The organism is Ancylobacter sonchi (genome assembly GCF_018390695.1).
Lineage (GTDB): Bacteria > Pseudomonadota > Alphaproteobacteria > Rhizobiales > Xanthobacteraceae > Ancylobacter > Ancylobacter sonchi.
In genome coordinates, this window is sequence record NZ_JAHBGF010000046.1 from 616,708 (window position 1) to 628,841 (window position 12,134).

Consider the following 12,134-nt stretch of genomic DNA (forward strand, 5'->3'; position numbering starts at 1 on the left):
GAACGCTGCAGCCAACGGTAAGCGATGATCTGGCACCGCCTCCAGCTGATCGTCATTGTCGGTACCGCCATCATCCTGGTGGTGATGGCGGTCGGAATGGCGGCGCTGCTCGAACGCGGCGAGCGCGGCGCGCTGGCGGCGGCGGAAACCTCGCTTGCGCGCACGTCGCAGGCGGTCGAGAACGCGCTGAACCGTCAGCTGCTGCAGGTGCATGGCGCGCTGGCCAGCCTGCCGACGCTGTTCGCGGCGGCCAAGGCCTCGCCGGAAACGCCGGAGGTCGCCGGCGACCTGCTGCGGGGCGTCAATTTCCAGACTCTGGCCTATCACGACCTGCTGCTCGTCACGCCCGCCGGCCGGATCCTGGTGTCCGCCCGGGCGCGCAGCAACGGGCGGACACTGCCCTTCGGGGCCGCCGAATTCGGCGCCGGGCCGACGGCGCTGATCGGGCCGGTCCGCAACCGCATCACCGGCGACTGGTCGCTCTACGTCTCCCGCATCGTCGCCGACTGGAAAGACGTCACCCCGGTGGCCGAAGTGCCGCTGCCGACGCTGATGGGACTGCTCGGCGAGACCGGCATCGATCCGCGTATGAGGATCCAGCTGGAGCGGCCGAACGGCCAGCTCATCGCCGCGCTGCCGCATGACGAACTGCGCACTGGCCAGATCGCTCCGGAGGCGCTCGGGACCCGTACGCCAGACGGCCGGGTCTTCGTGACGGCGGGGACCAATGACGAGGGACGGCAGCTCGCCGTGGTCCGCGCCTCGCTCTATGACGACGTGCGGGTGGTGCTCACCGCCGGCCGGGAGGCGATGCTGGAGGACTGGCAGCGCGACCGCGACCGCCTGGTGGTGGCGACCGTGCTGGGAGGGCTGCTGCTCACCGGCTTCTCGGCGTCGCTGCTGGTCGCATTGCGCCAGCGGGAGCGAAGCGACGCCGAGCGCACGCGGGCGGCGACGGTGCTGGTCAACGCCATCGACGCGATGTCGGACGGCTTCGTCATGTGGGACGAGCAGGACCGGCTGGTCACCTGCAACCAGCGCTATCGGGACGTCTATCCGCTGATCGCACCGTTCCTCGCTCCCGGCACGCGCTATGAGGACATCATCCGCAAGGGCGTGGAGGTCGGCCAGTTCCCCGATGTCGGGGGCGATGTGGAGTCGTTCGTCGCCGAGATGGTCGACTGGCACCGCGAAGGCGCCGGCACGATCGAGCGCCGCCTGCCTGACGGCCGCTGGATCCTGGTGCGGGAGCGCCACACCGCCGATGGCGGCATCGTCGGCATCCGCACCGACGTCACCGCACTCAAGACCATGGTGGCCGAGCTGGCCGAGGCCAATCAGCGGGCGAACGAGGCGGCCGAGGAGGCACAGCGGCAGAACGCGGCGCTCACCGAGCGCGAGAGCCGCATCCGCTTCCTCGCCCATCACGACGACCTCACCCATCTGCCGAACCGCGTGCTGTTCCGCGAGCGGGCCGAAGCGGCGCTGCGGGCCGCCGCCGGCCAGGACGTCCGGCTGGCGCTGCTCTATCTCGATCTCGACCGCTTCAAGGACGTCAACGACACGCTCGGCCACCCGGTCGGCGACGCGCTGCTGCGCGCCGCGGCGGAGCGGCTGCGCGGCTGCGTCGGCGATCCCGAGCGGATCGCCCGGCTGGGCGGCGACGAATTCGCGGTCATCAGCTTCGTTCCGGTTCCCTCGCAGGAGGCGGAGGTACTGAGCGCGCGCATCATCGAGGCACTGAGCGCGCCCTACAGCATATTGGGGCACACGATCGCCATCAGCGTCAGCGTCGGCATCGCGCTCGCCGAGGGGGCCGAGATCGACGCCGACGCCCTGCTCAAGCAGGCCGACCTCGCGCTCTACGAGGCGAAGGCGAAGGGGCGGGGCACCTACCGCATCTTCGCACCGGAGATGGACGAGCATCTGCGGTCGCGGCTGGAAATGGAGTCCGACCTGCGCGACGCGCTGGCCGCCCAGCAATTCGAGCTCGTCTACCAGCCGATCTACGAATTGGCGAATGCGCGGCTGCGTGGCTTCGAGGCGCTGCTGCGCTGGACGCATCCGGCGCGTGGCGCCATCAGCCCAGCCCGCTTCATTCCGCTCGCCGAGGAGACCGGGCTGATCGTCGAGATCGGCGCCTGGGTTCTGCGCCGGGCCTGCACCGACGTTATGCGGCTGCCGGGCGAGCTGAAGGTGGCGGTCAACATCTCGCCGGTGCAATTGGCCTTTGGCGACATCGTCGCGACGGTTGGCGAGGTGCTGCGCGAGACCGGGCTCGATCCCAAGCGGCTGGAACTGGAGATCACCGAGACCGCGCTGTTCGCCGACAATCAGCGCAACCTCGATGTGCTCAGGCGGCTACGGGCGCTCGGGGCGCGCATCGTGCTCGACGATTTTGGCACCGGCTATTCCAGCCTCAGCCATCTGCGCCAGTTCCCGCTGGACAAGATCAAGATCGACCGCTCCTTCGTGCAGGAGATGACCTATCGGTCCGACAGCGCCGCCATCGTCGATTCCCTCGCCGCGCTGGCGCTGCGCCTCAACATGACCACGACAGCCGAAGGCATCGAGACCGCCGAGCAGCTGGAGGTGGCCCGGCGGGTGGGCTGCACCGAAGGGCAGGGCTATTTCCTCGGCCATCCGCAGGCGATCGGCTCCGCCTTCACGGCGGCGACGGAATCGTTGCGGCACCTCGCCTGACGAACTGCGTTCAAAAGACTACAAATATAGTAGACAATTGGCTGGGCGTATGTCACCCATGCCGCTCCTTCGGTCGCCGGGCGGTCCACAGACTGGCGAAAGCCGCATCCCGACCCCAGCTGAGGCGTGGAACGCCTTGCCCGCATGCCGGCAGTGAGCTGCCGTGGAGTGACATGATGAGCTTCACCCGGAAGACTTTTCTCGCCCTCGCCATGGCGGTGCTCGTGCCGCTCGCCGCCACCGGCGCCCGGGCCGATGACCTCGCCGCCGTCAAGCAGGCCGGTGCGCTGCGCATCGGCACCGAGGGCACCTACCCGCCGTTCACCTATCACGACGCCGCCGGCAAGCTGGTCGGCTTCGACGTCGAGATCGGGCAGGAGATCGCCAAGCGCCTCGGCGTCAAGGCCGAGTTCCTGGAAGGCAAATGGGACGGGCTGATCGCCGGCCTCGACGCCCGCCGCTACGACGCGGTGATCAACCAGGTCGGCATCACCGAGGCGCGCAAGGCGAAATACGACTTCTCCCAGCCCTATATCGCCTCGAAGGCGGTGCTGATCGTCCGCGACGGCAACGACGCCATCAAGGGCTTCGAGGACCTGAAGGGCAAGCGCGCGGCGCAGTCGCTGACCTCCAATTTCGGCAAGCTCGCCGAGAGCTACGGTGCCAGCCTCGTCGGCACCGACGGCTTCGACCAGTCGATCCAGTTGGTGCTGAGCGGGCGGGCCGACGCCACCCTCAATGACAGCCTGTCCTTCCTCGACTTCAAGAAGCACAAGCCGGACGCGCCGGTGAAGATCGTCGCCGAGCAGAAGGACGCCGACTACTCCGGCGTCATCGTGCGCAAGGGCAATCCCGACCTCGTCGCCGCCATCAACAGGGCGCTGGACGACATCAAGGCGGACGGCACCTATGCCCGCATCTCCGACACCTATTTCGGCGCCGACGTGTCAAAATAGGCTGTCGCCGCCGTCGTGATGCTTCCGGGACCGGCCGCTTGGCCGGTCCTGTCGTATGGGGGAAGGGCTGCCGTGCCGCACTGGCTGCAACTCATGCTCGATTCGCTCGGCCCGCTGCTGTGGGCGGGCCTCGTCTTCACCGTGCCGCTGACGCTGTTGTCCTTCGCCTTCGGCCTGACGCTCGGCTTCCTGACCGCGCTCGCCCGGCTCTACGGACCGCGTCCGCTGGTGGCGGTCGCCCGCTTCTATGTGTGGATCATCCGCGGCACGCCGCTGCTGGTGCAGCTCTTCGTCATCTTCTACGGCCTGCCCAGCGTCGGCATCCTGCTCGATGCCTTCCCGGCGGCGCTCATCGGCTTCACGCTCAATGTCGGCGCCTATTCGTCGGAGATCGTGCGGGCGGTGATCGCCTCCATCCCCAAGGGACAGTGGGAGGCCAGCTATTCCATCGGCATGAACTGGTGGCAGGCGCTGCGGCGCACCGTGCTGCCGCAGGCGGCGCGCACGGCGGTGCCGCCGCTGTCCAACACCTTCATCTCGCTGGTGAAGGACACGTCGCTTGCGGCCGCCGTGACCGTGCCCGAGCTGTTCCAGGCGGCGCAGCGCATCGTCGCCACCACCTATGAGCCGCTGATCATCTATATCGAGGCGGCGCTGATCTATCTGGCGTTGAGTTCGGTACTCTCCGCGTTGCAGGACCGGCTGGAGCGCCGGCTCGCCCGCTCCAGCGGCCTTGTCCCGGAGGGCGCACGATGATCCGCCTCGCCGGTATCGTGAAGAGCTTCGGCGAGCTGCCGGTGCTGAAGGGCGTCGACATCGCGGTCGCCGAGGGCAGCGTGACGGCGCTGATCGGCCCGTCGGGTTCCGGTAAGTCGACGCTGCTGCGCTGCGTCAACCTGCTGGAGGTGCCGGAGGCGGGGGAACTCGTCATCGGCGCCGAGACGGTGCGCTTCACCGGCCGTCCGCTCGACCGCGAGGCGGTGCGGCGGGTGCGTCGCCAGACCGGCATGGTGTTCCAGAACTTCCAGCTGTTCCCGCACCGCACCGCGCTCGGCAACGTGATGGAGAGCCTGCTGGTGGTGCTGAAATGGCCGGAGGCGAAGGCGCGCGCCCGCGCGCTGGAGCTGCTCGACAAGGTCGGGCTGGCGCACCGGGCCGATGCCTGGCCGGCGCAGCTCTCCGGCGGCCAGCAGCAGCGCGTCGCCATCGCCCGTGCGCTCGCCTCCTCGCCGCGCGTGCTGCTGTGCGACGAGCCGACCTCGGCGCTCGACCCCGAATTGTCGCTCGAAGTGGTGGACGTGCTGGCACAGCTCGCCCGCGAGGGCGCCACCATGCTGATCGCCACCCACGATCTGCGCCTCGCCGCGCGGGTGGCGCAGGAGGCGGTGCTGCTCGACGCCGGCGAGGTGGTGGAGAGCGGACCGGCGGCGCAGCTGTTCAGCCGCCCGCGCCAGGAGCGCACCGCCCGCTTCATCGCCACGCTGGGGCATGGGGCGGTGCCGGGCTGAGGCACGCGGGTTCCCCTCGCACGATGACCCTTGCGTATATCCGCCCCGGCTGGCGGCGGGGGTGCCTTTCGTTGCCGACGCCGGATTGACGTCGTCGCGACAGGCGCGCGCGCCGTGCCGGCGGCGCCGGTGTCGCGTAACCGTCACGCAAGTGTCATGCGGCTCGCTTAGCTGTGCCCGGATCGTTTGCATCCGGATCCCTCATGTCCTCAGACACAAGCCCAGCGGTCTCGGTCCGCGGCCTCGGCCTGAGCTATGGCCCGGCGCGGATCCTCCACGAGGTCGGCTTCGACGTGGCGCCGGGCAAGGTGCTGGCGCTGCTCGGGCCTTCCGGCTGCGGCAAGACCACCCTGCTGCAACTGATCGCCGGCCTGCTGGTGCCGAGCGCCGGGCGGATCGAGCTCCTCGGCACGCCGGTCGCCGATGCCGCGCTCGGCCGCTTCGTGCCGCCGGAGGCGCGGGGCCTCGGCATGGTGTTCCAGGACTACGCGTTGTGGCCGCATATGAGCGTGGCGGCCAATGTCGCCTTCCCGCTGGAGATGCGCGGCGTGCCAGCCATCGAGCGGCGCGCGCGGGTGGCGGCGGCGCTGGAGCGCGTCGGCCTCGGCGCCATGGCGGAGCGTCGGCCCTCCGACATGTCGGGTGGCCAGCAGCAGAGGGTGGCGCTCGCCCGCGCCATTGTCGCCGAGCCGCAGCTGGTGCTGTTCGACGAGCCGCTGTCCAATCTCGATCCCGAACTGCGTGAGGCGATGGTGGGCGAGATCGGCGCCCTCGTCGCCCAGCTCGGCCTCACCGCCATCTATGTGACGCACGACCGCACCGAGGCCTTCGCCCTCGCCGACGAGGTGGCGGTGATGCGCGGCGGGCGCATCGCCCAGCTCGCCGCGCCGGAGGCGCTGACCGCCGCACCCGCCAGCCCGGAAGTGGCGGAGTTCCTCAATCTCGGCTGCGTGCTGCCGGTGCGCCGCGCCGCCGAGGGCTGGCTGATCGAGGGCACGAGCATGAGCGTCGGCCCCGGCGGGCCGGCGGCGGACACCGCGCGGCTGCTGCTGCCTGGCCGGGCGACGCTGGTCGGCCCGGCGGTCGAAGGGCGCCCGCGCGCCGAGGTGATCCGCAGCCGCTTCCGCGGCGACGGCCATGTGCTGACGCTGCGCCTCTGCGGCACCGAGCTCGACATCCAGATCACCAGCCCGCGCCGCGCCGCCATCGGCGAGATCGTCGGGTTGTTCTGCCCGCCGCAGGATCTGCGCTGGTTCGCCGATCCCATCACCTCATCCCCCACGGCCTCGTCCCCCGGGACGTCTTCCGCCGCCGCCTAGCTCCAGGAGCCGATCATGCGCGTCCTTTCCCTCGCTCTCGCCCTCGGCGTGTCGCTCATCGCGACGACCGCCGCCTTCGCCGACATCACCGTCTATTCCGCCGGCCCCGGCGGGCTGATCGACAAGCTGGCCGCCGGCTACACCGCCAAGACCGGCGTGAAGGTCAACGTGTTCCAGGCGACCACCGGCAAGATCATGGCCCGCATCGAATCCGAGGCCGCCAATCCGGTGGTCGACGTGCTGATCTCCGCCTCGTGGGATACCGCCACCGACTTCGCCAAGCGCGGCTGGCTGGTGAGCTACACCAGCCCGAACGCCGAGAAGGTGCCGGCCTTCCTGAAGAACGATACCGCGGTGGCGCAGGGCATCTCGGCGCTCGGCATCGCCTGGAACCCGGCCTCCGGCACGCCGAAGCCGACCGAGTGGGCCGACCTGACCAAGCCGGAATACAAGGACCTCGTCACCATCCCCGATCCGGCGCAGTCCGGCGCCTCCTTCGAACTGACCGCCGCCTTGCAGGCCAAGGATGGCTGGAAGCTGTTCCAGGGCCTCGCCGCCAACGGTGCCATCGTCGCCGGCGCCAATGCCGAGGCGTTGAACCCGGTGATGCAGGGTGCCAAGGCGGCGGTGTTCGGTGCCGTCGACTACATCTCGCTCGCCGCCAAGGCGAAGGGCGAGTCCATCGACGTGATCTTCCCGGCCTCCGGCACGGTGATCGCGCCGCGCCCGATGATGATCCTCAACTGGTCGAAGCAGCAGGACGACGCCAAGACATTCATCGACTACGTGCTCTCCGACGAGGGCCAGAAGGCGGTGGCGGCGACCTATCTGATGCCGGCCCGCACCGACGTGAAGGCCAACCGGCCGCTGATCTCCGAGCTGAAGATCCTCCCGGTCGATGCCGCCGCCGTCTATGGCAAGCGCGACGCCACGCTGGCCGAATTCGCCAAGGTGTTCGGCAAGTGAGCGACCGGTAGGCAGGCGGGCGCGGGGGTGCGCGCGGCGGCGGCGAAGGCGGGCGGCCACGGCCCGATCGGCTGGATCGCGGGCGCGAGCCTCACGGTGATCGTGGCGGTGCCCTTCGTCTTCATCGTGCTGCAGGCGATCTTCCCCGAACTGGGGCGCGGCTCGTTCGCCGCGCCGCTCCAGCACGTGCCGAAGCTGCTCGCCGACCCGGCGCTGCTGCGCCTCGCCGGCAATACGCTGATCATCGGTCTGGGCGTCGTCGCCGGCTGCACGCTGATCGGCGTGCCGCTGGCGGTGGCGCGGGCGCTGTTCAGGGTGCCGGGCGCGCTGATATGGGACGTCGCCTTCCTGGTGCCGTTCATGATCCCGCCCTACATCGCCACGCTGGGCTGGATCATGACGATGCAGCCGCGCGGCTATCTCCAGCAACTGACCGGAATCAATCTCGGGCCGTTGCTGTTCTCGGTGCCGGGCATGATCCTCATCATGACCCTCAACCTGTTCCCGGTGGTGTATTTCGCGGTGTCGCGCACCATCGAGGCGGTGGGCACCCGCTATGCCGATGTCGGCCGGGTGTTCGGGGCGCGGCCGGCGCGGGCATTCTGGCGCATCACCCTGCCGCTGGCGACGCCGGGGCTGGCGGCGAGCCTGCTCCTGGTGTTCGCGCTCGCCATCGAGGAATACGGCACGCCGGCGGCGCTCGGCACCCGGTTCGGCTTCCAGGTGCTGGTGACCGGCATCGAGGGGCGGATCGCCGACTGGCCGATCGACCTGCCGGGCGCGGCGGTGCTGTCGCTGCTACTGGTGGCGCTGTCGCTGGTGGCCTTCCTGATCCAGCGCCGCATTCTTTCCTCGCGCAATTTCGACACGGTGGGCGGCAAGCCGCAGGCCAAGGACAAGCGGGCGCTGGGCCCGTGGGCGCTGCCGGTGGCGGCCGGCTTCGCACTGGTGTCCCTGCTGGCGACCGGGCTGCCGCTCGCTGCCATCCTCGCCACCGCGCTGTCGAAGACCATTTCCGGCGGGTTGAAACCCTCGAATATGGGCCTGCAGAATTTCGAGGAGGTGCTCGGCAATGCCGGCGGGGCGCTGCAGGCGCTGGCGAATTCGCTGAGCCTCGGCATCGGCACGGCGCTGGTCGCCGGGGCGCTGGGCGCGCTGACCGCCTATGCGGTGGTGAAGGGGCAGGGACGCGGCCGGCCGGTGCTCGACGCGCTCGCCATGCTGCCGAGCGCGCTGCCCGGCGTCGTCGTCGCGGTGGGCATGATCCTCGCCTGGAACCAGCCGGCGCTGCCCTTCACCCCCTACAACACCACCTTCATCCTGCTGCTGGCCTATTGCTGCATCCTGCTGCCGCAGCCGGTGCGCTACGCCACCGCTGCCTTCCAGCAGATCGGCGACAATCTGGAGGCCGCCGCGCGGGTGGCGGGCGCTGGACCCCTCACGGTTTTTCGGCGCATTATGCTACCGCTGATCCTGCCGAGTCTGATCACCTCCATGCTGCTGGTGTTCGCGGTGGCCTCGCGCGAGCTGGTCGCTTCGCTCTTGGTGGCGCCGGTGGGGATGTTGACCATAGCCGGCTTCATCTGGCGGCAGTTCGAGCAGGGATCGGTCGGGCTGGGGATGACCATGAGCTTCATTGCCATCGTGCTGACCACTCTGATCCCGATGCTGCTGATCGCCGCGCTCCGCCGCTTCGCCGGCGCCCACTTCACGGGATTGCACTGATGCGACGCCTCGTTGCCCTGTCGGGATGGGGGGTGAAGGGACCGGCCTGCTTCCTCCTCGAAATGGCAGGGCGGCGAGTGCTGCTCGACCTCGGCGAGGGGCCGGAGGCCGGGCGCCGTCCGCATCTCGGCGGGGTGCCGAAGGTGGACGCGATCCTGGTTTCGCACGGCCATGCCGACCATGTCGGCGCGCTCGACCTCGCGTCGGAGGTCGGTGACCCGCCGGTCTACGCGACCGCGCCGGTGCGGGCGCTGGGCGACGCGCGGCTGAAAGCGGCGCGCGACCTGCCCATTGGCGGTTCCACCGTGATCGCCGGGCTGGAGATCGAGACCGGGCCGGCCGGCCATGCGCCGGGAGCTGTGTGGCTGCGCATCGGCGGGCCGCAGGGCCTGCTCTACACCGGCGACTATTCCGCCGAGAGCGCGCTGTTTCCCTGCGCGCCGCCTCCACCCGCGTCGGCGCTGGTGTGCGACGCCAGCTATGGCGATGCCGAGGAGCCGCTGGACCGGCAGATCCTCGACCTTGTGGAGCGGGCGCGTCGGCGGCCGCTGCTGCTGCCGGCGCCGCCGGCCGGGCGGGCGCTGGAGATGGCGCTGGCCTTCCAGCGCGCCGGGGTGCCGGTGGCGCTGTGCGCCGTCACGCGAGCGGTGGCACGGACGCTGGCGGCGCATCCCGCCGCCGCCGTGCCGGCGCTGCGCGACTGGCCGGCGGAACTGCTGGAGACCACGGCGGAGCTCACCGCCGACAGCCGGCCGGCGGGCGCGATGATCGTCGCCGGGGCGCAGGCCGAACGCGGGCTTTCCGCCGAGCTGACGCAGCGCTTCGCCGCCAGCGGGGAGGCTGACATCGTCTTTACCGGTCATGTCGCCGAGGGCTCGGCGGCCGAGCGCCTGCTGGCATCGGGACAGGCGGTGCTGCGGCGCTGGAACGTCCACCCCAATCGCGACGGCCTGCGGGCGCTGGTGGCGGCGGTGCGGCCCTCGGTGATGCTGCCGGCCTTCCTGCCGCATGCGCGCATGGGCGCGCTGCAGACGCTGTTCCCCGAGCTGCGCATCGTCACCGACCAGCCCGGCTTCTCCTGCGAGTTCAAGCTGGCCGAGGCCTGATCAGCGCGCATCGGCCTCGGCGACGGCGACCCGGCCGGCACGTACTCGGTCGATGCGGTGCCCCTTCAGCGCCAGCACCTCGAACTGCCAGCCACGCCATTCTACCGCCTCTCCGACCGCCGGGAGATGGCCGAAGCGCTCCAGCACGAAGCCGGCCAGCGTCTCGAATTCATCGCCATCCTCGCGCAAATCGTCGAGGCCGAGGGCACGCTCCACCTCGTCGACCGGCATGCGGGCGTCGAGCAGCCAGGAACCGTCCTCCTGCCGCACGGCATAGGGCGTCTCCTCGCCGGCAAGCTCGGGGAGGTCGCCGGCGATGGCGACCAGAATGTCGGTGGGCGTGACGATGCCCTCGAAGGTGCCGTGCTCGTCCACCACCACCGCCATGTGCACCGGCGAGGTCTTGAACTGCTCGAGCAGGCGCAGGATCGGCAGCGTCTCGGCGACGTAGAGCGGCTGGCGCAGCGCCTTCTCGATGTCGAGCGTGCCGTCGGTACGGTGCTGAGCGAGGAGGTCCTTGGCGTGCACGACGCCCAGCACCTCGTCGATCTCCTCCCGGCAGACCGGGAAGCGCGAGCGCCCGCTGCGGCGGATCTCGTCGAGGATGACGGCCGGCGGATCGGCGATGTCCAGCCATACCGTGTCCACCCGCGGCACCATGATGGCGCGTACCGGTCGCTCGGCGAGGGTGAGGACACGCTCGATCATCGCGCTTTCCTCCGGGCTGAAGGCGCCGGCCTCGCCCATGGTCGAGGCGATGACGGCGATCTCGTCGGAGGTCTGCGGTGCGCTCTGTCCGCCGCGCAGCAGGCGCAGCACGGCGCGGGAGGTGCGGTCGCGCAGATCCATGGTGGTCACGCGTTTGCGCACATTGCGCCGGCCGATCTGGTTGGCCGCCTCGATGAGGATGGAGAAGCAGATGGCGGCGTAGAGATAGCCCTTGGGGATGTGGAAGCCGAGGCCTTCGACGATGAGGCTGAAGCCGATCATCAGCAGGAAGCCGAGGCAGAGGATGACCACGGTGGGGTGCCGGCTGACGAAGCTCATCAGCGGCCGGCTCGCCAGCATCATCACGCCGACGGCGACCACTACCGCGATCATCATGATCGACAGCTCGCGCACCATGCCGACCGCGGTGATCACGCTGTCGAGCGAGAACACCGCGTCGAGCACGACGATCTGCACGATTACCTGCCAGAACACCGCATGGACCGGGCTGGAATGCTCGGCCTCGCCGCCGCCCTCCAGCCGCTCGTGCAACTCGGTGGTGCCCTTGAACAGCAGGAACAGGCCGCCGACGATCAGGATGACGTCGCGCCAGGAAATCTCGCTGCCGAGCACGGTGAACAAGGGATAGGTGAGCGTGACGATCCACGACACCGAGGCCAGCAGGGCGAGGCGCATGAACAGCGCCAGCGACAGGCCGAGTATGCGGGCCTTGTCGCGCTGCGCCGGCGGCAGCTTGTCCGCGAGGATGGCGATGAAGACGAGATTGTCGATACCGAGAACGATCTCAAGAACGATCAGCGTCGCCAGGCCAGCCCAGGCGGCGGGATCGGCAATCCATTCGAACAGCATGGTTCCTTTTCCGGACAGGGAATCGATATCGCCCCACAAGGGCATGGCAGCTGCCGCAGCGGGAAGACAAAAGTCTTCACGAATGCGTGGACATCCCGACCCTGCGGCAGGGAGAGACTAACATCGCGGGTGGGCCTGTCTGCAACCCACCGGAGCGGGCAACGCATCGGAGCGGGGACGCGTCGTCAGCGGGGGCGCAGCGGCGCCGGGCGGCCGGTGAGCACCAGCGCGACACCGGCGAGGGCGACCACCGAGCCGGCGATCTGGCGCGGG

Annotated in this window: 9 protein-coding genes; 8 read left to right on the forward strand and 1 reads right to left on the reverse strand. The window is 69.9% G+C overall.

The features are described from left to right. Positions 1–24: 24 nt before the first annotated feature. The 8 genes from KHC28_RS27080 (at position 25) to KHC28_RS27115 (ending at position 10,283) form a co-directional block, all read left to right on the forward strand. Positions 25–2,703, forward strand: coding sequence for a bifunctional diguanylate cyclase/phosphodiesterase (locus KHC28_RS27080; RefSeq protein WP_214011469.1), 2,679 nt, complete (start codon positions 25–27; stop codon positions 2,701–2,703). 212 nt (positions 2,704–2,915) lie between these two features. After that, positions 2,916–3,659, forward strand: coding sequence for an amino acid ABC transporter substrate-binding protein (locus KHC28_RS27085; protein ID WP_376772808.1), 744 nt, complete (start codon positions 2,916–2,918; stop codon positions 3,657–3,659). Between the two features lie 72 nt (positions 3,660–3,731). Beyond that, a complete protein-coding gene (locus KHC28_RS27090) occupies positions 3,732–4,415 on the forward strand; it encodes an amino acid ABC transporter permease (protein ID WP_214011471.1) in 684 nt (227 codons plus the stop codon). Then, positions 4,412–5,167 (forward strand): amino acid ABC transporter ATP-binding protein, encoded by a 756-nt coding sequence (locus tag KHC28_RS27095; RefSeq protein WP_214011472.1) that lies wholly within the window; start codon positions 4,412–4,414, stop codon positions 5,165–5,167. Before KHC28_RS27090 ends, KHC28_RS27095 begins: the two co-directional genes overlap by 4 nt. A gap of 203 nt (positions 5,168–5,370) precedes the next feature. Further along, positions 5,371–6,486, forward strand: a complete 1,116-nt coding sequence (locus KHC28_RS27100; RefSeq protein ID WP_214011473.1) for an ABC transporter ATP-binding protein — start codon at positions 5,371–5,373, stop codon at positions 6,484–6,486. Positions 6,487–6,501: 15 nt separating this feature from the next. Continuing rightward, positions 6,502–7,452: an ABC transporter substrate-binding protein gene (locus KHC28_RS27105; RefSeq protein WP_214011474.1), complete on the forward strand. Its 951-nt coding sequence runs from the start codon at positions 6,502–6,504 to the stop codon at positions 7,450–7,452. Positions 7,453–7,479: 27 nt separating this feature from the next. Further along, a complete protein-coding gene (locus KHC28_RS27110) occupies positions 7,480–9,177 on the forward strand; it encodes an ABC transporter permease (protein WP_214011475.1) in 1,698 nt (565 codons plus the stop codon). Continuing rightward, on the forward strand, positions 9,177–10,283 hold the full coding sequence (locus KHC28_RS27115; protein WP_214011476.1) for an MBL fold metallo-hydrolase: 1,107 nt from the start codon (positions 9,177–9,179) through the stop codon (positions 10,281–10,283). Before KHC28_RS27110 ends, KHC28_RS27115 begins: the two co-directional genes overlap by 1 nt. On the opposite strand, the gene KHC28_RS27120 is transcribed toward KHC28_RS27115, so the two are convergent. Then, complete coding sequence (locus KHC28_RS27120; protein ID WP_214011477.1) at positions 10,284–11,861, reverse strand: TerC family protein; 1,578 nt, start codon at positions 11,859–11,861, stop codon at positions 10,284–10,286. Between the last annotated feature and the right edge of the window lie 273 nt (positions 11,862–12,134).

Coding starts and splice junctions, on each gene's coding strand:
- KHC28_RS27080 (WP_214011469.1), top strand. CDS start 25: ATGATCTGGCACCGCCTCCAGCTGATCGTCATTGTCGGTACCGCCATC.
- KHC28_RS27085 (WP_376772808.1), top strand. CDS start 2,916: ATGGCGGTGCTCGTGCCGCTCGCCGCCACCGGCGCCCGGGCCGATGAC.
- KHC28_RS27095 (WP_214011472.1), top strand. CDS start 4,412: ATGATCCGCCTCGCCGGTATCGTGAAGAGCTTCGGCGAGCTGCCGGTG.
- KHC28_RS27100 (WP_214011473.1), top strand. CDS start 5,371: ATGTCCTCAGACACAAGCCCAGCGGTCTCGGTCCGCGGCCTCGGCCTG.
- KHC28_RS27105 (WP_214011474.1), top strand. CDS start 6,502: ATGCGCGTCCTTTCCCTCGCTCTCGCCCTCGGCGTGTCGCTCATCGCG.
- KHC28_RS27115 (WP_214011476.1), top strand. CDS start 9,177: ATGCGACGCCTCGTTGCCCTGTCGGGATGGGGGGTGAAGGGACCGGCC.
- KHC28_RS27120 (WP_214011477.1), bottom strand. CDS start 11,861: ATGCTGTTCGAATGGATTGCCGATCCCGCCGCCTGGGCTGGCCTGGCG.